Here is a 24,623-nt window from a genome sequence, read left to right as displayed (position 1 = left end):
TTTTAATATTACGGGGTCAAACCGACCGGATTTCGATACCAACTCTGAATGAGTAAGGCGGCTGCAAAACTATCTGCAGAAAGTTTTTTTGCTCGACCTTGCTCTTGGTAGAAACCGAGTTCTTCTCGTGCTTCACGTGTAGTTAAACGCTCATCTACCATTAATGTTTCAATATTGGTTTGATGGCGTAAACGTCTCGCAAATTTGCGGGCACGTGTAGAAAGTTCTGACTCGCTATCATCCATATTCAAAGGCAAACCAACCAAAAATAGATCAGGTTGCCATTCTTTCACGATTTTTAAGAGCTGATCCCAGTTTGGAATACCATCTTTCATCACAAATAGAGGGAGGGGATTGGCACTTTCAATTGAAGACTGGCCAATCGCCATTCCCATTTTTTGAGTACCAAAGTCAAAAGCCATAATCGATTTTGATTGTGTTTCGGTCATTAAGCATGTCCGATTTCAGATGCTAACCATGCACGATCTACACCGATCTTTTTATAAGCTGCATCCCAACGATCGTCATAAGGCAGGTTAAAAATCAGATCCATATCGGCATCACAAATGAGCCAGTCACCGCGCGTAATTTCATCTTCTAACTGGTTTTTACCCCAGCTCGCATAACCTAAAGCAATTTGATATCGACCAACACCTTCATTGTGGGCAATCGCATCAAGAATATCTTTACTGGTGGTAATACAAACATTTTCACCTACAGCGATAGATGAATGCCATGTCGGTTGTCCAGTATGAAGAACGAATCCAGCTTCGGGACGTAATGGGCCACCTTGTAAAACCACATGTGGATTTACATTGTCTGCTTCAATGTCGAGATCATTGAGTAATTCTTTAATTTGAATGCCGGAAGGGCGGTTAATAATAATGCCTTGAGCACCTTCTTCATCATGACGGGCAAGATAAATTACAGTGTTTGCGAAAAAGTCATCTGCCATTTCTGGCGGGGCAATCAGACAACGGTGAGTCAGATATTGTTTGGTCACCTAAGCGGTTCTCCCTCAAAAAATGTCACTAGAGGGTCTCTCGACCCTTTTATCTATATAGGTTCTTTTTATCAACATACAAGAGTTAATCGGATTTCGCCAATCTTTTTCTCTCATTTTTTATTAATTTGAAGAAGCCTGAAATTTAAGTTGGCGTAATTGTTTTGCGTGTTGCAAGGTTGTTTCATTAATTTCAACACCACCTGACATGCGAGCTAACTCAAAAATGATTTGATTTTCGTCTAGTTCCACAATTGTACTGCTTGCCGGATCAGTTTGTTGCTTTTTAACTAATAAATGCTGATCTGATTGTGCAGCAACTTGTGCCTGATGGGTAATACATAAAAGTTGAACATGTTGGGCTAAGTCGGCAAGTAAACGTCCCACAACTTCTGCTGTACCACCACTAATCCCGACATCAATTTCATCAAACACTAACACTTCTGCTTCGGTTTTTTCAGCGTTCATGACTTGCATAACTAACGCAATACGTGAAAGTTCACCACCTGAAGCGACGCGTGCTAATGGTTGTGGAGGAATACCCTTATTGGCAGTAAATAACAGCTGAATAAAGCTTAAGCCTTCAGCGGTAGGTTGCTCTAATGGTTCAAACTTAAACTCAAAATGTGCTTCTGGTAGTGCTAAAGGTTTGACTTGTTCGGTTAATTGTTTAGCAAGTGGAGCAGCAGCTTCACGACGAATGTTGTCTAAATGCTGAGCTTTCTCTAAGAACTCCTTATGCGACTTCTCAACTTGTTCTGCCAGTGTTTCTGGGTCTTCAAGTTGATGTAATTGCTCAAGCTCGCTTTGCCAAGCTTCATATTCTTCTTTAAGCGTTTCTGGTTGAGTTCGGTATTTACGTGCTAAACGATGGAAAACTTCCAACTTGGAGTTTAGTTCTTCCATTCGTTCAGGATCAAAGCTTTGACGATCAATAAATTGACGCAAGTTTGCTGTTGCATCATCTATTTCACTTTGAGCATTCAGTAAAGAATTATAGATCTCAGAAAGTTGTTCGCTACGCCCCGCGTGGGATTCTAATCTACGAATAATCGAAGACATTTCTTGAGTAATGTTTTGCTCAGCTTCATCAAGCACATTTAGGCTATAGCTACAATCTTGCATGATATGTTCATGATGACTGAGGCGATCGAACTCTTGCTCAATTTCTTTATAGTCAGTTTGAATGACCTCTTCGAGCTCTTCAATTTGATGCTCTAAAGTACCAATACGTTGCAGTCGGGTTGCTTGTGCATCTAAGGCTGCTTGATGCAAACGAATGGTACGTTGCCATGTGCTATAGGCTTCACGTACATCATTTGCTTCAGCATAAAAATTGTTATAACGATCTAGCCAATGCTTTGGATAAGGCGGTTCAAGCAGCTGCTGCTGGCTGTGCTGACTATAGAGCTGAACGAGCAAACGGCCTAATTCTTTGAGTTCAGATAGACTACTTGGGCGTCCATTGACCCATGCTTTACTACGGCCAGTTGCAAAAATAACACGACGTAAATGAATTTCCCCAGAATCATCATCTAGTTCGTGGTCTTGGAGCCATTTTGCTTCAGGACTATTATTTTGATAGGTAAAAACAGCGGTAATATCCGCTTTGTCCGAACCATAACGGACATAATTTGTATCTGTACGTTCCCCTAGGCAGGCAGAGAGTGCATCCAGTAATAATGATTTTCCGGCACCTGTTTCGCCTGTTAGAACATTAAATCCTTGTTCTATATCAATAGCCAAATGATCAGCTAATGCAAAATTAATTAAAGTTAAATGTGTGAGCATAAACGCATCCAACGCGCCAAATTATGGGTTAAAGATAGAGAAGTTTTGAATTTGCTACAAGTGATCTATTATTCTAACTGAAATTATAGAACAGCAAGATTGCGGATATTTACAATGAAAAAAACATTAAGCTTACCGAAACCACCAATAGGGATGATCAACCGCCATAAAAAAAACAATCCTGCAGAAATGAATAAAATTTTAAATCAGCATTTTAATGCATTTAAACAGGCAGCAGCAAAAGGGGATTATGCCAAAGCTTATCAACATGTTAAACAAGCTGTTAATTTGGTTCCCAAGCATGCTGGCGCCTTATCAGATTTAGCTTATACCGAATTACGCTTAGGCCGTTATAACGATGCCTATCAACATTATTTACAAGCGATTCAAGCAAGTGGAGCTAATGTAAATACAAACTTATATGATGGACTCACAGAAGTTTGTCATCATTTAAATAAAAAAGAAGAAACAATCAAATTTGGACGCTTGGCAATTGCAACTAAAAAAGAACTAGCGAAGAGCGAACCTGTTTTGGCAATTCCAGATCAGGTACCACTAACCTTTAGTGCAAACCCTCAAGAAAATATTATTGCTTTTTCTTTGTTTGGGGGAAATCCTCGCTATTGTGAAACTTCTATTTTAAATATTCAGTTAGCCAAACAAATTTATCCTGAATGGACGTGTCGCTTTTATGTCGATGATACTGTGCCAGTACTGGTGCAACAGCGTTTAAAAGAGAAGGGCGCGCAAGTTATTCAGGTTACAGATTCTCAAAAACAGCTATCTGGTTTGTTTTGGCGCTTTTTTGTAATGGATGATCCGACAATTAAGCGTTTTCTGATACGTGATGCCGACTCCATTGTCTCGCACCGCGAAAAAGCAGCTGTAGACGCTTGGCTCAAGAGTGATAAATGGTTTCACTTAATGCGAGACAATTATTCTCATACCGAGTTAATTTTGGCGGGAATGTGGGGTGGATGTACGGGGATTTTTCATAATATTGAAGCACATATCAGGGATTATGTTGCCACCGGACGTTATCTGGATAATCGGGTGATGGATCAGCATTATTTGCGCTACTGTATTTGGCCGACTTTAAAACAAAGTGTGCTTATACACGATAGCCAGCAATTCGATTCAGAAGCTATCGATTTTCCAGTTTATGATCTGGCGTTAATGCAAAACGACAGCGAAAATTTTCATGTAGGAATGAATGACGGTTCACCGGTAGTTGCTACAGCAGTTGCCCATCCAACTGCACAGAGAGTGTGTTGGGTACTTCTAGATGAAAATCAGGTCGAAGTTTGCAGATACGATGCAATTGTGTCGAATAGTCGAAATATTGAGATTAACTTACCTTATGCTTTTGCCAAAAAAATTCAGGCACAGCAGTGGAAATTACAAGTCTATCCGTATGAAAACTGATTGATTAGTTATTTAGGCACAATTAAACTACATTCATCATAATTTATATAAATACGGCATTATCTGGAGAGTGTGCATGAGTTCAACCCAATTTGATCATGTAACGGTCATCAAAAAATCAAACGTTTATTTTGGTGGAGCATGTATCAGCCATACCGTGCAATTTGAAGATGGAACAAAAAAAACACTAGGTGTTATTTTGCCGACTGAGCAAGCTTTAACTTTTGAAACCCATGTTCCTGAGCGTATGGAAATTATTTCAGGTGAATGCCGTGTAACAATCGCGGACAGTAATGAAAGTGAGTTGTTCCGTGCAGGCCAATCATTTTATGTGCCTGGTAATAGTCTTTTTAAAATCGAAACTGATGAAGTGCTCGATTACGTGTGCCATTTAGAAGGCTAAGAAATTCCTATTCAAATCGGGTACACTATGCCCAAAGAAATCCTGTGAAGTTGGCTTTGCAGGATTTTTATTTTTTTGCTCAAACGTTGTTAGAGGTCATGCATGGCAAAACCGGAATATTATTATGGCGTTCATTCAGTGGAGTCATTGTTAGAACTTGAACCGGAACGTGTGCTAACCCTGTTTACTTTAAAAGGACGGGATGACCAGCGTTTGCAAAAGATTTTGCAATTGGCAGAGCCTTTTGGAATTAGTGTACAAAAAGCAAGCCGTGATAGTCTCGAAAAGCTTGCAGGTCTACCGTTTCATCAAGGTGTGGTTGCAGCAGTACGTCCACATCCGACTTTAAATGAAAAAGATCTAGATCAGATCTTAGCTGAAACCCCAGATGCTTTATTGCTGGCATTAGATCAGGTGACAGATCCGCATAACTTAGGGGCTTGCATCCGTACCGCTGCTGCAATGGGCGTGCAAGCAGTAATTGTACCTCGTGATCGTTCAGCAAGTTTAACCCCAACAGCTCGTAAAGTTGCAGCGGGTGGAGCTGAAAAAGTTAAATTTATTCAAGTCACAAACTTGGCTCGTACATTAGCCCATCTCAAAGAGACGACTCATACACGTGTGATTGGCACTATGCTTGATGAAAGTGCAATGCCAATTCAAAAATGTGATTTCTCTGGCCCAGTCGTGATCGTGATGGGAGCAGAAGATACGGGTTTACGCCCAATTACACAGGCACAGTGTGATCATAAAGTTTATATTCCGATGTCTGGAAATTTACAGAGTCTAAATGTGAGCGTGGCAACAGGTATGGCACTTTATGAGGCTTGCCGTCAGCGTTCTGAGGTATAATCTAGCTGCCTTTCTAGTTTGTAAGCAGTCTTGATATGTCTCCCCGTAAGCAAGGTTATTTTTTTGTATTGGTGACCATGTGCATTTGGGGCGGGTTTACACTTTTTGCCCGTTTAAATGCACAGTGGCACATCAGTGCTTGGGACATTGCTGCACTGCGCTTTGCTATCGCCTTCCTGATTTTGATGCCGATTTTGATCTATAAGAAAGATCTCGCTTTTTTATGGAGTAAGCACGCTGTTATTTTGGCGCTCATTGGCGGAGTTATTTATTGTCTTACCGTCTATACCGCGTTTCTCTATGCTCCCGCTGCACATGCTGCCATTTTTTTAAATGGTTGTATTCCTATCTGTACTGCAATTGCAGCATACATTTTATTTAGACAACCATTTGATAAGCATACATGGGTGAGTCTTGCAATTATGATCACTGCCTTGGCTCTCATGAGTGTGTTGATGTTGCAAGGTAATGCTTCTGCTTTTGGCATGGGGGATTTACTTCTTTTTATTAGTGCGATTTGGTGGGGCATTTTCACTGTATTACTTAAACAGTGGAAACTTTCCGCATGGCACTCTATGGCGAGTGTTGCGATTTGGTCTGCAATTATTTACTTACCCATCTATGCTTTATTTTTGCCTAAACATTTCATGGAAGTCAGTCCTGTTCATCTAGCGATACAGGGCATTTTCCACGGTGTGTTTGTTGTTATTATCGCAACTTTGACTTATGTAGCAGCGATTCAGCGACTTGGTGCTTTTAAAACGGGAAGTATTGTTACTTTGGCACCGTTTATTGCTGCCATTTTGGCTGTACCTTTACTTGATGAGTCTTTAAGTCCATCGATTGTTGTGGGCTTGGTTGGAATGGGAATCGGTGCCTTACAACCTTGGCGCTGGTTTCGACAAGATAGCTTGGCACAAAAGATTCAGCAGCAAAATAAGCAAGACTAGTTGGCGCGCTTCAAATAGCTTTGATGTAAAGGTTCTAATTGCTGATATAAATGTTCGAGTAATCCGTCATTAAACACAATGTCATTGGCAAGTTCACGTTTACGCTCGCGTGGCATTTGTGCAGCAATAATTTTCTGGATTTGTTCTTGATTTTGCCCATCACGTTGGCTTGCACGCTGAATTTGAGTTTGTTCACTTGCATCAACTAATAAAGTGTGATTAACCAATTCATGCTGGTTGGTTTCAAAAAGTAGGGGTGAAACTAAAATCACATAAGGACTTTTTGGGTTTTGTAGCTGTTGAATAATAGATTGGCGAATGGCTGGATGCGTGATTTTCTCAAGTGTTTGTCTTGCTTCAGGGTTTTGAAAAATATATTCACGTAGTGCACGGCGGTCTAGATTGCCATCGGGTTGAAGTACCCAATCTCCAAAAGTTTGTTGGATTTTTTGGAGGGCAGGTTGGCCTTTTTCAACCACTTCGCGAGCAACAATATCGGCATCGACGACTTGGATTCCTTGGGATTCAAACCATTGTGTTGCAGCAGATTTCCCACTGCCAATACCACCTGTGACTCCCAGAATAAAAGCCATCTTAACCTCCCAAATAAATTTTCATAATTTGGTCACCCCATAAAAAGGCAACCCAACCTGCAATGGCAATGTAGGGCCCAAAGGCAAAGGGCTGATTGTCATTGCGTAATTTTAATAAAATGATGCCAATAATTGCACCAAGTAAAGATGACAATAGCACAATTAATGGCAGCATCAATGGCCCCATCCACGCGCCTAATGCGGCAAGTAATTTAAAGTCGCCGTAGCCCATACCTTCTTTGCCTGTAATCACTTTAAATAAGTAATACACAATCCAAAGACATAAAAAGCCGATTAAATATCCCCAAATAGCTGAGTTAGGCGAGGTGTAAATATTAAAGGTATTAATACCTAAGCCGAGAGCGGCCAAAGGTAGGGTGAAACGGTCAGGTAGTAGCTGAGTATCAAAGTCTATAAATGTTAAAGCAATCAAAATCCAAGTGAGCACTAGCCCCCAAAGCATTTGTAGGGTTGGACCAAAAACCATGACGACTACTAATGAACATAGCATCGTGAGTAATTCAATCGCTGGATAACGAATGCTAATAGGATGTTGGCAATGGCCACATTTTCCTCTTAACATTAACCAACTTATAACTGGAATATTTTGATACCAACGGATCGGTTGCTGACATGCAGGACATGATGAAGCAGGTTTACTTAATGTCAGCTTTTCATGCTCAATGATGGGTTGTTCGGGATTAAGCAACATTTGACATTCCTGCTGCCAATCTTGTTCCATCATTTTGGGGGTGCGATAAATCACCACATTCAAAAAGCTACCAATACATAGGCTCAACAGTGCAACTGCAATATAAAGTGCAGTTAAGTTTTGAATAAAATAAGCAATAATTTCTTGCATTATATGACTGAGCCCATTTGGAAAATTGGAAGATACATAGCAATCACTAGACCACCTACGAGTACCCCTAAAATTGCCATGATTAAAGGTTCCATCATTGAAGTTAAACCATCAACGGCATTATCAACTTCATTTTCATAATAAGTGGCAACTTTATCGAGCATGCTGTCTAGTGCACCAGATTCTTCACCAATTGCGACCATTTGTATAGCCATAGATGGAAAACGATTTGAAACACGCATTGCAAATTGGAGTTGTTGACCGGTAGCAACATCTTCACGAATTTTCATGACGGCTTCTTCATAAATGACATTGTTGGTTGCACCAGCCGTTGACTCAAGCGCATCAATGAGAGGAACACCAGCGGCAAACGTGGTGGCTAAAGTACGGCTATAGCGGGCAATAATCGCCTTATAAACCAGATCGCCAAAGATAGGTAGTTTCAGTGTAAGTTTATCTAACCCATCACGGAATTTTTTACTGCGCTTCTTGGCTTCCAGAAAGGCAGCAATCACTGCTCCAATCACAATAATCATAATGAACCAGTATTCCTGCATCCATTTCGACATATTCACGACCATTTGGGTGAATGCAGGTAAATCTGCACCAAAAGAAGAAAACAGGTCTTGGAAAACAGGAACTACTTTAACCATCAAAATAATGGTAACAACCACAGCAACTACAATAACCGTTGCTGGATATTTCATAGCCTTCTTAATTTTCTGCTTAAGTAATTCACTTTTTTCTTTGTAAATTGCCACACGGTCCAACATGGTTTCAAGCGCACCAGATTGTTCACCAGACTCTACAAGAGAACAAAACAAGTTATCGAAGTGTTGAGGATACTTCCTTAAAGCTGAAGCAAAGGTACTACCACCTTCAACTTCACCTTTAATTCCGAGTACCACCTCGCGCATGGCTGGGTTTTCCAGACCCTCCGCTACAATTTCAAAGCCTTGTACCAGTGGCACACCTGCTTTCATCATCGTTGCAAGTTGCCTAGTAAAAATTGTGATATCGAGTGTTGATACTTTCTTCTTGAATAAACCCTCAAGAATATTTTTACGCTTTTCCCGAATATTACGGACAGTTACACCTTGTTTGCGTAGGGTGACTTTGGCTAAGGCCATATTCTTAGCTGGAAGTTCGCCCTTAATTTTTACGCCCTTACGGTCAACCCCTTCATAAGCAAAAGTCGGCATCATTTGTGCCTTTTTGACAGTCATGAATTATCCTTATTTTAAATTGTCTTTTATTCACTGGTCACGCGGTTAACTTCTTGTAAGGAAGTTACACCTTGCATGACTTTCTTTAACCCTGAACGACGCAGATTATTAAACCCCAGTTTTTCAGAAGCAGCAGCGATTTCTAAAGCATTGCCATCTTCCATAATAATCTTGGAAATTTCAGGTGTAACTTTCATCACCTCGTAAATACCTACTCGACCTTTGTAGCCTTCACGACACTCAGTACAACCTACAGGTTGAAAAACTTGAAAATCGGGATGGGTTAAATCTTGGTCGGTAAAGCCCATTTCTAATAGGCTCTGTTTAGGAATGTCAGCAGGTATTTTACACTGTGGGCATAACCGACGCGCCAAACGTTGAGCAATCACCAGATTGACAGACGTTGCGATATTAAAGGATGGAACACCCATATTACGTAGGCGAGTAAGTGTTTCTGGCGCACTATTGGTATGCAGTGTGGACATGACCATGTGACCGGTTTGTGCAGCTTTAATCGCAATTTCAGCCGTTTCTAAGTCACGAATCTCACCGACCATAATAATGTCGGGGTCTTGACGTAAAAATGATTTCAGTGCGGCCGAAAAAGTAAGACCTACTTTCGGGTTAACGTTAACCTGATTAATACCTTCAAGGTTGATTTCGACTGGATCTTCGGCAGTGGAAATATTAGAGCTTTCAGTATTTAAAATATTTAAGCCTGTATATAAAGATACCGTTTTACCAGAACCTGTAGGACCAGTAATTAAAAGCATACCTTGTGGTTTATCGAGTGCTTCTAAAAAAAGAGCTTTCTGATCTTCTTCATATCCTAAAGCATCAATTCCGAGCATTGCGCTAGATGGATCGAGAATACGCAGAACCAGTTTTTCACCAAACAAGGTTGGAAGTGAGTTCACACGAAAATCGATTGCTTTAGTTTTTGATAACTTAAGCTTGATACGACCATCTTGAGGTACCCGCTTTTCGGAAATATCCATTTGAGACATGACTTTTAAACGTGAAGCTAAACGGTTAGCCAATTGCAAAGGCGGATTTGCAATCTGACGCAACACACCATCGACTCGGTAACGGACCCGATATGATTTCTCATAGGGTTCAAAATGTAAGTCTGAAGCCCCCATACGAATTGCATCGATGAGTAATTTATTAATATATTTAACAATAGGTGCTTCATCACCTTGAGGCGTTTCTTCCTCATCCTCTTGTGAGGGTGGAGCTTCAAGGTCTACATCAAGATCAAACTCTTCATCACTAAATTCGAAGCTGCTTTCTTCGGTAAATTGCTGCGCCAGAATTTTCTCAAGCTTATGGTGCTCGACAATAACTGGTTCAACCATGAGCTTGCTATTAAAGCGAATGGCATCAATTGCTTCAATATTACTCGGGTTGCTGGTTGCGACATATAAAATCTGTCCTCTTTGTATGAGAGGTAAGACCCGATGTTTTAAAACTATTTTCTGATCGACCAAATCTTTGGGAATTTGGCTTGTATCGTAAACATCCAGATCAAAATATGGTTCAGCAAATTCAATAGAAATTGTTTCAGCTAATAAAGAAGGGGAGAGATTAACCTCTTCAATCAGGTACGCAACTGTATCCCGTTTAGCTCTCTTTGCTGCATCTAATGCTGTTTGCATGGTCGCTGCCGACACATGTTTTTCTTCGACTAATCGTCGAAAAAACCCCGAAAATTTTGGAGATGTATGTATGACTGACATCTGCCTACCTGTGCTCATATGTTTATAATTGGTATATAAAAAATTATACTTTTGTTATCTAAAATTACTACCTGAGAAAATGATGCTCTGGTCTTGATCCACTCGCCAAAGCTTGAACTAGTCGAAGTTTTTATTCATTAATTTTTAAAAGACGATTCTTTAGACTCAATAAAGTTTTATAACTGTTTTCAATTAGTAGAAAAGATATGAGCAAAGCCGTTAAAGAAAAGTATCTGAAATTTGTATAAATGCGTGTAGAATGTGCTGCATTTTTGATGAAAGGTGAGCCGTATGTCGGGTTCGACGATTACGCCTTGGGTAGTTGGCAACTGGAAAATGAACCCAATGCGTGCCAATGCCAAACAACTTATAGAAGAATTTAAACAACTATTGCAACAAAACCAAATTGCAGATGAAAGCTGTCATGTAGGGGTTGCTCCGGTTTCTATTGCACTTGCAATGGTACAAACACAATTGCAAGATGCTGCAAGAACAGTATATACAGTTGCACAAGATGTATCACGTGTAGCGGGTACTGGTGCGTATACTGGCGAAGTCAGCGCAGAACTATTAAAAGATAGTCAAATTAATTTTGTACTGGTTGGGCATTCTGAGCGCCGTGATATTTTTGGCGATAACGTTGAAATTTTGAAAGCTAAACTCCAAAATGCATTAAATGCGGGCTTGACTGTCATTTATTGTGTCGGTGAAAGCCTCGAACAACGTGAACAAGGTTTGGCAGAACAAGTGGTATTGCAACAAATTTGTGATATTGCTCCTGTAGTGACTGCTGAGCAGTGGCAAAAGCAAATTGTAATTGCCTATGAGCCAATCTGGGCAATTGGGACAGGTAAAACTGCTTCTCCACAAGATGCACAGGCAATGCATGCTAAGATTCGTGAAGGTTTAAGTCAGATTACCTCAGCGGGTTCAGATATTGCTATTTTATATGGCGGTAGTGTAAAAGCTGAAAATGCGGTCGAATTGGCGGCATGTCCAGATATTAATGGTGCGTTGGTAGGCGGTGCTTCACTAAATGCAGCATCTTTTTATCAAATTGTACAAGCCTTTGCACAAAGTAAATAACGAGGATAGGGTATGCACTCTTTTGTACTGATCGTACATATTATTTTAGCGGTACTGATGATTGCCTTAATTCTAGTGCAACATGGTAAAGGTGCTGATGCCGGTGCTTCTTTCGGCGGTGGCGGAGCAGCAACTGTATTCGGTGCATCAGGTTCAGGTAACTTCCTTACTCGACTTACTGCTATCTTAACTGCGTTGTTTTTTGTGACGAGTTTAACTCTCGCTGTTTTTGCGAAAAAACAGACTACTGATGCATATAGTTTGAAAACTGTACAAACTACAGCGCCAGTTCAAACGACATCGCCTGAAACTTCACCAAATGCACCAAAATCGAGTCAATAATTCGAAATAGGGCTTTCCTTTTGCAGTGGGAAGGACTAGAATGCGTCCCACAAGCTGCGGTGGTGGTGGAATTGGTAGACACGCTACCTTGAGGTGGTAGTGCCTTCGGGCGTGGGGGTTCAAGTCCCCCCTTCCGCACCAACTTTGAACCAGAAAGTTGAGTGCAAGCAGTTTTTTGATGCGGGATGGAGCAGTCTGGTAGCTCGTCGGGCTCATAACCCGAAGGTCGTTGGTTCAAATCCAGCTCCCGCTACCAATTTGATTAAGGTGCAACTTAATCAAGCGAATATTAGATAAGTTTACATTGACTTTTTTCGATATTTGTATATAATTTTTGCACGTTGATGCGGGATGGAGCAGTCTGGTAGCTCGTCGGGCTCATAACCCGAAGGTCGTTGGTTCAAATCCAGCTCCCGCTACCAAGTTTCTTAAAAGAGGCTCACAGACAGGTGGGCCTTTTTGCACAGTGGACTATTGTTTTCTGTGCTAAATAGGGGCGATTAACGCCCTTTTTTATTGGTTATCGTATCGCTATCGTGTAGTGTCGACATCAATTGGTCAAATAGTCATGCTTCACTATAGTAGGTCTGTGTCGGTTAAAACAACCGATTGAATCGCACGAGAATGACGAGAGTAAATGAAATTATCAAATAAATCCCAAGCATTGCATGACTTAATTGTTCCTGCAGTGGAAGCATGTGGTGTCGACCTTTGGGGAATCGAGTTTCTCCCACAAGGTAAACGTTCATTATTGCGTATTTATATCGATAAAGCGGTAAGTGAAGATGCTGAGCCTGTAATTAATGAAGATGGCGAAGTAGAACTAGGCCGTGGTATTGGTGTACAAGATTGTGTGCGTGTAACACAACAAGTTGGCGCAATGTTGGATGTTCATGATCCAATTTCAGGTGAGTATTCATTAGAAGTTTCTTCACCGGGTTGGGATCGTCCATTTTTTCAACTAGAACAGTTACAAGGCTACATCGGACAACAAATTGCTTTGCGTTTAATTGCAGCAGTAGAAAACCGTCGTAAATTTCAAGCAAAACTTATCGCAGTAGACCTTGAAAATGAAGAAATTCAGGTTGAAGTTGATGGGAAGCATGTGCTTGTGATCGACAGCAACAATATCGATAAAGCAAACTTGATCTATCAAGATTAAATTTATTTAAATTTTATAAGAAATCGGTAGGTGACTTATGGGCCGCGAAATTCTTACCGTTGTTGAAACGGTTAGTAATGAAAAAGGTGTTAGTCGTGAAGCGATCTTCGAAGCTTTAGAACAAGCTCTAGTTGCTGCAACGAAGAAAAGATTTTACGAAGGTACGCATGCTGAAGAAGCTCAGCTTCGTGTAGAAATTGATCGTAAAACTGGTGATTACCGTACGTTCCGTCAATGGACTGTTGTGGCAGATGAAGATCACGAAATGCCAGCTTGCCAAGATGCAATTTCTGACGTTGATCCGGCTAAATGGTCAATTGGTGACGTGCGTGAACTCGAAGTAGAATCTATTGAGTTTGGTCGTATTGCTGCACAAATTGCAAAACAAGTTATTGTACAAAAAATTCGTGAAGCTGAGCGTGCTTTAGTTGCTGATGCATACGAGTCTAAAGTTGGTGAGTTAATTTACGGTGAAGTGAAAAAACAAACCAAAGATGGCTTCATTATCGACTTAGGCGACAACGCAGAAGCTTATCTTGCACGCGAAGAGATGATTCCAAAAGAAATTCTTCGTCCAAAACAACGTGTAAACGCTATTTTATATAATGTTAACCGTGAAGGTCGTGGCGCTCAGTTGTTGTTATCACGCGCTAAGCCTGAAATGTTAATTGCTTTAATGAAAAAAGAAATTCCAGAAATTTCTGAAGAAATTATTGAAATTAAAGCAGCGGCACGTCAACCGGGCGTTCGTGCTAAAATTGCAGTGAAAACAAATGATCACCGTATTGACCCTGTAGGTGCATGTATTGGTATGCGTGGTACGCGTATTCAAGCTGTACAACAAGAGTTAAATGGTGAACGTATTGATGTAGTGGTCTGGTCTGATGATCCGGCTCAATACATTGCTAGTGCATTAGAACCAGCTGATGTTTCAGGCATCGTGCTTGATGAAGATGCAAGAAGTGCCGACATTATTTTTGCAACCAGCGATCAATTAGCTCGTGCGATTGGCTCTCAAGGTCAAAACGTTCGTTTAGCTTCTGATTTAACTGGCTACAAACTCGACATGATGCTTGAAGAAGAGTATCGTGCTCGTCAGCAAAATGAAGCTCAGCAATATCTTGATATGTTTGTATCACGTCTCGATATTGAAGAAGATTTAGCAATGGCATTGGTGGAAATGGGCTTCACTTCTTTAGAAGAGATTGCTTATGTTCCTGCTGAGACTTTTGACGAAATTGAGCTTGATGCTGAATTGGTTGAGTTATTGCAAAGTCGTGCAAAAGAAGCAGCCCTTACTGATGCTTTGAAACAGCAAGAAAATATTCAAGAACCGAGCGCAGACCTTCTCACTATGGAAGGCATGACTTCTGAGATCGCTTACTCGCTTGCCGCTCGCGGTATTATTACTGTCGACGATTTGGCAGATCAGGCTACTGACGATATCTCTGATATTGAAGGACTTGGTCATGAAAAAGCAGGTCAATTGATCATGAAAGCTCGCGAATCATGGTTTAACTAGGAGATGAAATATGACGGACAAGTCGATTAAAGAGTTAGCTCTCAGTGTAGGACGTCCTGTTGAGAAGCTCCTAGAACAGGCTCGTGAAGCAGGTTTGCCTCAACGTACAGCAGACGACATTATTACCACTGAACAACAGGATACTTTGGTCAATCACTTGAAAAAAGTTCATGGTCAGGAAAGTGGTAACACAGGAAAAATTGCGTTGAAACGTAAAACAACCAGTACCGCTAAAGTTGCAAGTACTTCAGGTAAAGCAAAAACGATTAACGTAGAAGTACGTAAAAAACAGGTTTTTGCTAAACCAAACCCTGAACAAATTGCAGCCGAAGCTAAAGCACGTGCAGAAGCTGAAGCAAAAGCACGTGTAGAACAGCAAACGCGTGAAACTGCCGAGCAAAAAGCGCGTCTTCAAACAGAGCAAAAAGCTAAAGCAACTTTAGATGCGATGCGTGCTGCTCATCAACAAGATAGTGCTGCACAGACAGCCCCAAAAGCTGCTGTTGTAGTGAAAAAGCGTGGTGGTGGTACAGTTAAACCTGCACCAAAACCAGCTGAAACTCCAGAACAGAAACGAGCTCGTGAAGAGCAGTCAGCTCAGTTAAAAGCAACTGAAGAAGCTGCACGTCGTAAAGCAGCTGAAGAAGCTCAGCAACGTACACTTGAACAAATGCGCAAAATGGCGTCTAAGTATTCAAATGACGATGCTACTACGACAATTCGTGTGATTGATGATTCTCCACTTGCTTCAGGTCTAGTTGGCCAAGCTTATGAAGATTCATTTAAGCAAGAAGACCGTGAAATTAAACGCGGTGGCGCAACCACTAACCCACGTGCTGGGAAGAAAGGTGGTCGTCGTGGTCAAGAAGAGCAAAGCTTTGTTAACCATAACAAACGTGGTTTAAAATCAAGCCAAGCGAATAAGCATGGATTTGAAAAGCCAGTTAAAAAGCAAGTTTATGATGTAGAAATCGGTTCAAGCATTGTTGTTGCCGATCTTGCTCAAAAAATGGCGATTAAAGTACGTGAAGTTATCAAAACACTTATGAAAATGGGTGAATTGGTTAATCAAGATCAAGCTATTGATCAAGACACAGCGGCACTTGTTGTAGAAGAAATGGGCCACAACCCTGTTTTAGTTTCTGATACACAAGCGGAAGATAACTTGCTTGAAGCAGCTGAAGAAGCTCGTGGTGAGCAAACAACTCGTCCGCCAGTTGTTACCATTATGGGTCACGTTGACCATGGTAAAACATCATTGCTTGACCGTATCCGTCGTTCGAAAGTGGCAGCTGGAGAAGCAGGTGGTATTACCCAGCATATTGGTGCATATCACGTTGAAACAGACAAAGGAATTATTACATTCCTTGATACACCGGGACATGCGGCATTTACTTCAATGCGTGCACGTGGTGCTAAAGCAACAGATATCGTTGTATTAGTTGTTGCTGCAGATGACGGTGTAATGCCACAAACTGCAGAAGCAATTGACCATGCTCGTGCAGCAGGTACTCCAATTATTGTTGCAATCAACAAAATGGATAAAGAATCTGCTGATCCAGACCGTGTGTTAAATGAATTAACAACGAAACAAATCGTTCCAGAAGAATGGGGTGGTGATGTTCCGATTGCTAAAGTTTCTGCACACAGTGGACAAGGTATTGATGAACTCCTTGATTTAATTCTTATTCAATCAGAATTGATGGAATTAAAAGCATCTGCTGAAGGTGCTGCGCAAGGTGTTGTTATTGAAGCACGTGTTGATAAAGGCCGTGGTGCAGTAACTTCTATTCTTGTTCAAAACGGTACATTAAACATTGGTGACCTTGTTCTTGCAGGTTCATCTTATGGTCGTGTCCGTGCAATGTCTGATGAAAACGGTAAGCCGATTAAATCAGCAGGACCATCTATTCCAGTAGAAATTCTGGGTCTTCCAGATGCTCCAATGGCGGGTGATGAAGTTCTTGTTGTAAATGACGAGAAGAAAGCGCGTGAAGTTGCCGATGCTCGTGCTGACCGTGAGCGTCAAAAACGTATTGATCGTCAAAGTGCTATGCGCCTTGAAAATATCATGTCGTCAATGGGCAAAAAAGATGTTCCTACAGTGAACGTTGTTTTGAAAACAGACGTACGTGGTACTTTAGAAGCATTGAATGCTGCTCTACATGAATTATCTACTGACGAAGTAAAAGTTCGTGTAATTAGCTCAGGTGTTGGTGCGATTACTGAGTCTGATGTAATCCTTGCTGAATCTTCAGAAGCTGTATTGTTAGGCTTTAATGTTCGTGCCGATACGACTGCTCGTCAACGAAGTGACCAAGACGGTATTGATATTCGTTACTACAGTATCATCTATGAATTAATTGATGATGTGAAAGATGCCATGAGCGGTAAGCTTGCTCCTGAACATCGTGAAACAATCTTGGGTGTTGCGGAAGTACGTGAAGTATTCCACTCAAGTAAGTTTGGTGCAGCAGCAGGCTGTATGGTACTTGAAGGCACATTACATCGTAATAAACCGATTCGCGTATTACGTGATGATGTTGTAATTTTCCAAGGTGAGCTTGAATCTCTTCGTCGTTATAAAGACGTTGTTGATGAAGTTCGTGCTGGTATGGAATGTGGCCTTGCGGTGAAAGGTTATAAAGACATCAAACCACAAGATAAGATCGAAGTGTATGATGTTCAATTGATTAAACGGAGTCTTTAATGGCGGGTAGCCAACGCTTAAAGCGCATGGCGGATTCAGTACAACGTGAGTTGTCTGAGCTAATCCGTCAAGAGCTTAAAGATCCTCGCTTAGGTGGTCTAGTGACCATCTCTGCGGTGAAAGTCAGTGCGGATATGGGTTATGCTGAAGTTTATGTCACCGTTATGGGACGTGAACTCGGCGATGAGCAAAGTGAAGCAGCAAATAAAGAAACTTTAGATGTATTAAATAAAGCTTCTGGTTTCTTGCGTCATGAATTGAGCCGTCGCATTAAGACTCGTATTACGCCTCGCTTACGTTTCCATTACGATAAGACGAATGCATATGGTAACTATATGTTTGGTCTAATCGAAAAAGCGGTACAAGATTTACCAGAACGTAAGTCAGATGACCAAGAGTAATTAAAACTCAAAATAAAAAAGCCACCTTCGGGTGGCTTTTTTATTGATTCAATTTCTTATTCTTTAGGAGGTTCCATTGGTGGTTTGTTTTGTGAAAAGCGTTGACCAATTTTGTACCGGTCCCAAGGGAGCGGGCGTTCAATTGCCTCAGGTACTTCACCACTCAGTGAGCGTAAACGTAAATGTAGCGCAGCTTGTGCAATCAAATTAGCCGAAACAGGCGCGGTAATAAAAGCTAAAAGGGTAATAAGTAATTCGGCAAAACCAAAGCGACCTTGGAAAGCAAAAAAGATCATGGAAGCGATCAGAAAGCTTCCTAAGCCGAGCGTACTCGACTTAGTTGGCGCATGTAAGCGCATGAATAAGTCGGGTAAACGGACCATACCGATTGAGCCAACTAACATGAAGAAGGCGCCAAAAACCAGAAAGACCGAAACAATAATTTCCATTGTAAATTGCATTTTGACCTCTCCTTAATCGATAACATGACCGGTTGTGAAGTAGCGTGCTAAGGCGGCTGTAGATACGAAACCTAACATCGCAACCAATAGTGCTCCTTCAAATAGAGAAGTCGTCATCCAATAAATGCCTAACACAACAATGAGGCAAGTTGCATTTAAGAAAAGCGTATCGAGCGCTAAAAGGCGGTCTACAATTGATGGGCCCATAACCAGTCTAAAAAGGCAAAGTAGCATCGAGATTGTAACGGCAATCAAGCTAATACCTAGAGCATAGGGTAGGATTGTCATGCACTTGCCTCCGTTTTACTTTTCACATCAAAAATTTCCATAAGAGGAATTTCATAACGTTCTTTGATGTCTTGAATATCAGATTCGGTATTATCTGTGCTCAAAGCATGAACCAGAATATCCCCACGTTCCTGATCGATACCCGCAGAAACCGTACCTGGTGTTGTGGTAATGATCATTGCCAGTAAGGTATTGACCTGCTCATGTTCTGTCTCTAAAGGTACGCGATACCATTTAGGATGTAATTTTTTAGTAGGTCCCAAAACAAGTTTTGCGACCTTAAAGTTAGAAATAATAATATCCCAAAGAACTACAAAACATAGCTTAACCGCAGGTTTCCAGTGAATATGCGGTGTGCGGGTAATAAACGGTTTGACTAAACGAGGGATGATTAAGCCCAAAAGCATCGCAGTCAAAAGATCACTCGCATCAAGACTATGCGCCAGCATCAACCAAAATAAAACGATGAGAACCGAGACAAATGGATGTGGAAACCAGCGTTCAAGCAAATGAGTTAACTGCATTGTTATGGCTCCATAGGTTTCAATTGACTTTCATCAACAATGGTAGGCGTTTGGAGTTTGTCCTGTTGCTGAATTTGTCGTTGTTTATATTCAGAAATATGTTCGCCATTGAACGTATCTTTCGAAATAACATCTGGAACAAGATAAGCATTATGATCTTCAACTTCACCGCCGTACTTGGTTTCCGGTAAGTAAGCTGGGTCATATGGTTGCACACTGATGACTTCACCGTTTTGATCTACTTTAAGAATAGAGTGCTGGTAAAGTGCATGGTCCTGAATTTGTTGTGCGGTGCTTAATGTGTAATGCTGAATGGGTGCAGCAAAGACAACATAAGCGATTAAACCAGCTAATAATAGATAGATGACTTGATCGTTACGTGGTGGTGCGCGTTCCGGCAAAGCACGATAAAGAATATAAGCTGGATGGATTGGATCTTCTTCTGGAGCAGATGCGCGCCAGAATAAGATAAAACCAACACGTGTGAGTGCAATAATACTTAATAGGCTCACAACAAGTACAACACCAATAATCCAGCCTTGATAGCTAGCTTCAACTGTCGCTTGTAAAATGAATACTTTTCCAAGAAAACCACTAAAAGGTGGTAATCCAGCCATCATCATCGCAATCAAGAAATAAGTCAGCATAGCTGCTTTTTCTTGTTTGATTCTTGGGGCAACTTTTAAATGATCTTTAAAATCTCCACGTTGTGAAGTGATCCATCCACAAAATAGATAAAAAGCTGCGCCGATCAATGTACTGTGCACTAAGTAATATAAAGCACCAGACCATGCCTGCGTATTAGACATGGCAATTGCTGTAAGCAAGGTGCCAATTGAAGAAAGGACCATAAAGCCCACAAAGCGACGTAAACGATCTGCTCCAATTGCGGCAATCACACCATAGAGTGAAGTAATTAAGCCAATAGGAAGTAACCAGCTTTTTAAGATTTCTTGACTAAGCGTATCGTCAAATACTGTTCCATTTACACGTAAAATAGAATAGATCCCGACTTTAGTCATGATAGTGAAAATTGCAGCTACAGGCGTACTTGCAACAGCATAGGTTTTTGGTAGCCAAAAACCGACAGGAAGCATTGCTGCTTTAATACCGAAAACGACAAAGAGAAGTAACGAACCAGCGACTGCTAATTTGTGTTGATCTGCTTCAAGTGTCGGTATAAGACGTGAGACATCCGCCATGTTGAGGCTACCTACACTGCCATAAATCATACCAAGCCCAATTAAGAAAAGGGCAGAGGCTAAAAGATTGATAATGACATAGTGAACGCCAAGCTGAAAACGAGGTTTGCCTTGTCCATGTAAGAGCAACACATACGAAGCCATCAACAGGATTTCAAAAAAGACGAAAAGGTTAAATAAGTCGCCTGTTAGAAATGCTCCACAAATCCCCATTAATAGAAAATGTACCATGGCATGGAAATAGCGGCCACGGGTGTCCCAGTTATCACTTGCATACCATAAAACTGGTACTGCTAATGCATAAGTCAGTGCCAGCATAAAAGCAGAAAGACGATCGAGTACAAGCACAATACCAAATGGCGCTGACCATTCGCTTAATTGGTAAACAGTAATTTGCCCCGTGCTGGCGTAACTAAGATAAACAATAGCGGTAATTAATCCGGCAATTGCTGAGATAAGGCTAATGCCACGACGCCAAGGTTGGCGCCAGTCATCTTTTAAAGCACCTGCCCCAGGGTTACCTAACAGTAATAAGATAAAAGCAGTAAATGCTGGGATGAGAATGCTAAAAATAGGCGTGTGTTGTTGCCAAAAAGATAAAAAATCAAACATCACGGCTCATCCTCACGTGGGTCGTATGTTGGGGAAGCATCTTCTTTAGCATCAACATGATCACTACCTGATTCATAACGGCTACGTAGCGCAAGTTGTACAATAAACGCTGTAGTTGCAAAACCGATCACGATGGCGGTTAACACCAACGCTTGAGGGAGTGGATCGGTTATTTTTGTGGTTTCAGTTAAAATTGCCGGTGAGCTGATTTGTAATCGACCCATAGCAAATAAAAATAGGTTTACTGCATAACCGATTACAGCCAATCCGAGCACAACAGGGAAAGTACGAGCACGTAAAATCAGATAAATACCTGTGGCAACAAGTAAACCAATAGCAGAAGCCAGTAAGAATTCTAAACTGATCATGATGATTCCTCCCGATGTGGTACAGGACCGGACATACTCGAATGACGAGAGTCGCCTAATACAGAGATGAGCAACATTGTCGCGCCTACAACGGTGATATAAACACCCAAGTCAAAACTTGCAGCTGAAGCTAGATGTAGTTTTCCTAGAATTGGTAATTCAACATAGACATGAGCACTTGTGAGGAACGGACGTAACCAGAACCATGCTGCTATACCAGTCAGACCTGCAATCGTTAATCCTGTTCCAATCCAGACTTCGTAAAGGCGGCCAGACTTCGCTTTTAACAGCTGTTCTGCTTGATCTTGACCTAGTGCAATATATTGAATGATTAGCGCCATTGAGGTGATTAGACCTGCAATGAAGCCACCGCCTGGATAGTTATGTCCTCGCAAAAAGATATAAACACTGACGACAAGCGCTAGAGGTAATACCCAAGAGGCCGTAATACGGAACATAAGCGGAGAAGGATTAAAACGGTAGGTGAGGCCTTGCGTCATGGTGGTGCCGTGTACACGCATACCATCCATTAAACATAGGGCACCAATCGCAGCAATGCCTAATACCGTAATTTCACCGAAGGTATCGAAGCCACGGAAGTCAACTAAAATGACATTTACAATATTTGAGCCACCACCAAGTGGTAAAGACTGTTGGGCAAAGAACCAAGAAATTGAATTATGATCACGGGTTAAAATCAGCCAAGTAATCCAGCCAATTCCTAGTCCTCCAATAATTGCTAAGGCAGCATCTCTCAAACGTCTAGAACGACGAGATTCATACGGCGTGAGCTGTGGAAGTAAAGATAAGCTCATTAATAAAAGAACAGTCGTTACAACGTCTACTGTAATTTGAGTCAGCGCTAAATCTGGTGCTGACATGGTGACGAAGACCATCGTTACCACTAGACCAATTGCACCACTAATAAGTACTGCCTTAATACGCTCATGGTGGAACCAGAGCATCATCCAACAGCCTGAGAACAACGTCAGCCAAAGAACTACAGCAATCCATGGAGCATGGGTGAGTTCACGTGTACCTGTGCTCAGCCCTTGATTGAGTAAAGGCAGAGTGACCATGATGATGCTAAAAGCAATGATCCAGAACAAATAACTTTGCAATGAACCATTTTCAGTTTTTTGTTTGATTTTTCGGCTTGTAAGCAGCAGATGTTTTAAAAATAAATCAAATAAGATGCGGCCTTGTAATTTGCCTAGACGTGGGTCAAGGTCAATTTTACGAATCATGCCGTCTTTTGCTAAGGCAAAGTAGAACAGCGTACCGCCTACTAAAGCAATAATACTCATCACAAGAGGAGCGTTGAATCCATGCCAAATTGCAAGGTGTGTACCCGCAAATTCTGGTTGCATTAAGCTTGCTCTAGTTACGCTATTGACCAGTGGTTCTACCAATAACGAAGGCAGAACGCCAACCAAGATACAGAGCACAGCAAGAAGAATGGCTGGAGCACGCATCCCGATAGGTGGTTCATGTGCGTCTTTATTTGGCACTTGTTTGCCAATTGGGCCGTCAAAGAAGACACCATGTACTAAGCGAATTGAATAACTTACTGCGAAGATACCAGCCAGAGTTGCAATGATGCTGGCAAAGATAACTGTTGAGCCTGAAAGATTCGCCAATAGCTCGGTAAAGAACATCTCTTTTGAAATAAAGCCGTTGGTAAGTGGTACACCTGCCATAGAGGCAGCGGTAATCATGGTGAGTGTGGCAGTGAAAGGAAGTAATTGCCAAATACCACTGAGTTTTCGAAGATCACGTGTGCCGGTTTCATGATCAATAATCCCTGCAAGCATAAACAGCGCTGCTTTAAATGTTGCATGGTTAATAATATGGAAAATAGCAGCGGCAACTGCTAAAGGAGAACCGATACCGAGTAAACAAACAATAAGCCCTAAATGACTAATGGTTGAATAGGCTAACAGTCCTTTTAAATCTTCTTTGAAAATAGCAAAACACGCTGCCATACAGAGCGTAAATAGGCCGACAAACGTAACGATATTGTGATAGATCGCAGCGCCTATAAAGATTGGAAGTAAGCGGGCAAGTAGAAAAATCCCGGCTTTTACCATGGTCGCAGAGTGCAGGTAAGCGGACACTGGTGTGGGTGCCGCCATTGCGTTAGGTAACCAAAAATGAAATGGAAACTGAGCACTCTTCGTAAATGCGCCAAGCAAAATAAGCAATAACATCGGAATAAAAAGAGTATGAGCTTGGATCGCATCTCTCATGCCCATGATTTCGCTAATTTCATAGGTCCCAGTGATTTGTCCTAAGAGAACAAATCCACCTAGCATTGCTAAACCACCCATTCCTGTAATGGTGAGTGCCATCCGAGAGCCACGTTGAGCAGCTTCATAGTGACTCCAATAACCCACTAACAAGAAAGATGAAATACTGGTGAGCTCCCAAAAGACTAATAAAATAATAAGATTATTAGAGAGCGAAATACCCAGCATTGCTGCCATAAACAGCATGAGTAACGTATAGAGTTTACTTAATGAATTTTTAGGGCCTAAATAATAATAGGCGTATATATAAATGAGTGTACCGATACCGGTAATAAGTAAAGAGAATAATAAACCAAGAGCATCGAGCCTGAAGCTCAGATTAATCCCTAATTGAGGTAGCCAATCCCAGCTTTGTTGAATGCTTGCACCACCAAGCACAGTTTTAGCTTGAGTCAGTAATAAACCAAAACTGGTTAAACTGACTCCAATTGCCCCTAAAGCCGTTACTCCACGCGAGAACCGTTGAAGCAATGAAACAAGGGTGGTGCCTAATATTAACGGTAATAAGATAATTATCGGTAGCACACTCGTATCCATATGTGATTTAGGTCGAAACCTAAAGGTGAAATTTTAATTTCAGAATAGATAGGAATTCAAAGAGAGTTCCAAAGCTTATTATTCCGAAAACCCAACCAAATTAGAAAATAAAGCGAGAAACAAGTTGTATTGCGCAACTTGAAGAATAAAAACGCAAAATGAAATTTATTGTACACTAAAAAAGCATTGAAAATCTGATGTTATTACATGTAGTAACAACATCTAGTTATTTTAGTGCCTAAAAAACCGTACTCC

At 41.3% G+C, this 24,623-nt stretch carries 23 protein-coding genes and 3 tRNA genes; 13 read left to right on the top strand and 13 right to left on the bottom strand.

Features of this window, described 5'->3' with window-relative positions:
- Window positions 1-8: 8 nt before the first annotated feature.
- The 3 genes from ruvX to recN all read right to left on the bottom strand — a co-directional run bounded on the left by ruvX (window position 9) and on the right by recN (window position 2,794).
- Window positions 9-449, bottom strand: a complete 441-nt coding sequence (gene ruvX, locus F928_RS20245; protein WP_002115066.1) for a Holliday junction resolvase RuvX — start codon at window positions 447-449, stop codon at window positions 9-11.
- Entirely contained in the window at window positions 449-1,003 is a 555-nt protein-coding gene (locus F928_RS20240; protein ID WP_002114753.1) for a YqgE/AlgH family protein, read from the bottom strand. The genes ruvX and F928_RS20240 overlap by 1 nt, the downstream gene beginning before the upstream one ends.
- A gap of 123 nt (window positions 1,004-1,126) precedes the next feature.
- Window positions 1,127-2,794 carry a DNA repair protein RecN gene (recN, locus tag F928_RS20235; RefSeq protein WP_005079353.1) on the bottom strand — a complete coding sequence of 556 codons (1,668 nt, stop codon included), beginning with the start codon at window positions 2,792-2,794 and terminating at the stop codon, window positions 1,127-1,129.
- A gap of 114 nt (window positions 2,795-2,908) precedes the next feature.
- Here recN and F928_RS20230 point away from each other — a divergent pair, with 114 nt between their 5' ends.
- From F928_RS20230 to F928_RS20215, 4 genes are all read left to right on the top strand, one after another.
- Window positions 2,909-4,219, top strand: coding sequence for a tetratricopeptide repeat protein (locus tag F928_RS20230; protein WP_002114682.1), 1,311 nt, complete (start codon window positions 2,909-2,911; stop codon window positions 4,217-4,219).
- A 76-nt stretch (window positions 4,220-4,295) separates the two neighbouring features.
- Window positions 4,296-4,622, top strand: a complete 327-nt coding sequence (locus F928_RS20225; RefSeq protein ID WP_002115102.1) for a pyrimidine/purine nucleoside phosphorylase — start codon at window positions 4,296-4,298, stop codon at window positions 4,620-4,622.
- A gap of 102 nt (window positions 4,623-4,724) precedes the next feature.
- On the top strand, window positions 4,725-5,474 hold the full coding sequence (gene rlmB / locus F928_RS20220) for a 23S rRNA (guanosine(2251)-2'-O)-methyltransferase RlmB (protein WP_005079348.1): 750 nt from the start codon (window positions 4,725-4,727) through the stop codon (window positions 5,472-5,474).
- Window positions 5,475-5,509: 35 nt separating this feature from the next.
- Entirely contained in the window at window positions 5,510-6,424 is a 915-nt protein-coding gene (locus F928_RS20215) for a DMT family transporter (RefSeq protein ID WP_005079347.1), read from the top strand.
- On the opposite strand, the gene coaE is transcribed toward F928_RS20215, so the two are convergent.
- From coaE to pilB, 4 genes are read right to left on the bottom strand one after another with little or no spacing between them, the layout of a single operon-like run.
- Window positions 6,421-7,017, bottom strand: a complete 597-nt coding sequence (coaE, locus tag F928_RS20210) for a dephospho-CoA kinase (RefSeq protein WP_005065869.1) — start codon at window positions 7,015-7,017, stop codon at window positions 6,421-6,423. The two genes, F928_RS20215 and coaE, sit on opposite strands and share 4 nt — an antisense overlap.
- Window position 7,018: 1 nt before the next feature.
- A complete protein-coding gene (locus F928_RS20205; RefSeq protein ID WP_005079345.1) occupies window positions 7,019-7,879 on the bottom strand; it encodes a prepilin peptidase in 861 nt (286 codons plus the stop codon).
- On the bottom strand, window positions 7,879-9,105 hold the full coding sequence (pilC, locus tag F928_RS20200) for a type II secretion system F family protein (protein WP_005079343.1): 1,227 nt from the start codon (window positions 9,103-9,105) through the stop codon (window positions 7,879-7,881). The genes F928_RS20205 and pilC overlap by 1 nt, the downstream gene beginning before the upstream one ends.
- Before the next feature lie 26 nt (window positions 9,106-9,131).
- Window positions 9,132-10,844, bottom strand: a complete 1,713-nt coding sequence (gene pilB / locus F928_RS20195) for a type IV-A pilus assembly ATPase PilB (RefSeq protein WP_005079341.1) — start codon at window positions 10,842-10,844, stop codon at window positions 9,132-9,134.
- 291 nt (window positions 10,845-11,135) lie between these two features.
- Here pilB and tpiA point away from each other — a divergent pair, with 291 nt between their 5' ends.
- The 9 genes from tpiA to rbfA all read left to right on the top strand — a co-directional run bounded on the left by tpiA (window position 11,136) and on the right by rbfA (window position 18,067).
- Window positions 11,136-11,930, top strand: a complete 795-nt coding sequence (gene tpiA, locus F928_RS20190) for a triose-phosphate isomerase (RefSeq protein ID WP_005079338.1) — start codon at window positions 11,136-11,138, stop codon at window positions 11,928-11,930.
- A 12-nt stretch (window positions 11,931-11,942) separates the two neighbouring features.
- A complete protein-coding gene (gene secG, locus F928_RS20185) occupies window positions 11,943-12,272 on the top strand; it encodes a preprotein translocase subunit SecG (RefSeq protein WP_002115012.1) in 330 nt (109 codons plus the stop codon).
- Between the two features lie 56 nt (window positions 12,273-12,328).
- Window positions 12,329-12,413 (top strand) — tRNA-Leu (locus tag F928_RS20180).
- Between the two features lie 38 nt (window positions 12,414-12,451).
- Window positions 12,452-12,528, top strand: a tRNA-Met gene (locus tag F928_RS20175).
- Between the two features lie 89 nt (window positions 12,529-12,617).
- Window positions 12,618-12,694 (top strand) — tRNA-Met (locus tag F928_RS20170).
- 215 nt (window positions 12,695-12,909) lie between these two features.
- Window positions 12,910-13,434: a ribosome maturation factor RimP gene (gene rimP, locus F928_RS20165; RefSeq protein WP_002114922.1), complete on the top strand. Its 525-nt coding sequence runs from the start codon at window positions 12,910-12,912 to the stop codon at window positions 13,432-13,434.
- Window positions 13,435-13,471: 37 nt separating this feature from the next.
- Complete coding sequence (gene nusA / locus F928_RS20160) at window positions 13,472-14,956, top strand: transcription termination factor NusA (RefSeq protein WP_002115134.1); 1,485 nt, start codon at window positions 13,472-13,474, stop codon at window positions 14,954-14,956.
- Window positions 14,957-14,966: 10 nt separating this feature from the next.
- Window positions 14,967-17,666 (top strand): translation initiation factor IF-2, encoded by a 2,700-nt coding sequence (infB, locus tag F928_RS20155; protein WP_002114697.1) that lies wholly within the window; start codon window positions 14,967-14,969, stop codon window positions 17,664-17,666.
- Window positions 17,666-18,067: a ribosome-binding factor A gene (rbfA, locus tag F928_RS20150; protein WP_002114836.1), complete on the top strand. Its 402-nt coding sequence runs from the start codon at window positions 17,666-17,668 to the stop codon at window positions 18,065-18,067. The genes infB and rbfA overlap by 1 nt, the downstream gene beginning before the upstream one ends.
- A gap of 56 nt (window positions 18,068-18,123) precedes the next feature.
- Here rbfA and phaG read toward each other — a convergent pair whose 3' ends face one another.
- The 6 genes from phaG to phaAB are packed head-to-tail and all read right to left on the bottom strand — an operon-like array spanning window position 18,124 to window position 24,368.
- Window positions 18,124-18,528 carry a Na+/H+ antiporter subunit G gene (gene phaG / locus F928_RS20145; RefSeq protein ID WP_005065884.1) on the bottom strand — a complete coding sequence of 135 codons (405 nt, stop codon included), beginning with the start codon at window positions 18,526-18,528 and terminating at the stop codon, window positions 18,124-18,126.
- Window positions 18,529-18,540: 12 nt separating this feature from the next.
- Window positions 18,541-18,816: a monovalent cation/H+ antiporter subunit F gene (locus F928_RS20140; protein ID WP_005065886.1), complete on the bottom strand. Its 276-nt coding sequence runs from the start codon at window positions 18,814-18,816 to the stop codon at window positions 18,541-18,543.
- Window positions 18,813-19,340 carry a Na+/H+ antiporter subunit E gene (phaE, locus tag F928_RS20135; RefSeq protein WP_005079335.1) on the bottom strand — a complete coding sequence of 176 codons (528 nt, stop codon included), beginning with the start codon at window positions 19,338-19,340 and terminating at the stop codon, window positions 18,813-18,815. Before phaE ends, F928_RS20140 begins: the two co-directional genes overlap by 4 nt.
- A gap of 2 nt (window positions 19,341-19,342) precedes the next feature.
- The gene (gene phaD, locus F928_RS20130; protein ID WP_005079332.1) at window positions 19,343-21,154 is read right to left on the bottom strand and encodes a monovalent cation/H+ antiporter subunit D; all 1,812 of its coding nucleotides are present in this window, start codon (window positions 21,152-21,154) and stop codon (window positions 19,343-19,345) included.
- The gene (phaC, locus tag F928_RS20125; protein ID WP_002115033.1) at window positions 21,154-21,522 is read right to left on the bottom strand and encodes a Na+/H+ antiporter subunit C; all 369 of its coding nucleotides are present in this window, start codon (window positions 21,520-21,522) and stop codon (window positions 21,154-21,156) included. The genes phaD and phaC overlap by 1 nt, the downstream gene beginning before the upstream one ends.
- Window positions 21,519-24,368: a monovalent cation/H+ antiporter subunit A gene (gene phaAB, locus F928_RS20120; protein ID WP_016806026.1), complete on the bottom strand. Its 2,850-nt coding sequence runs from the start codon at window positions 24,366-24,368 to the stop codon at window positions 21,519-21,521. The genes phaC and phaAB overlap by 4 nt, the downstream gene beginning before the upstream one ends.
- Window positions 24,369-24,623 lie beyond the last annotated feature (255 nt).

The organism is Acinetobacter pittii ATCC 19004 = CIP 70.29 (assembly GCF_000369045.1).
GTDB lineage: Bacteria > Pseudomonadota > Gammaproteobacteria > Pseudomonadales > Moraxellaceae > Acinetobacter > Acinetobacter pittii.
This window is presented reverse-complemented; position numbering and strand designations above follow the sequence as displayed.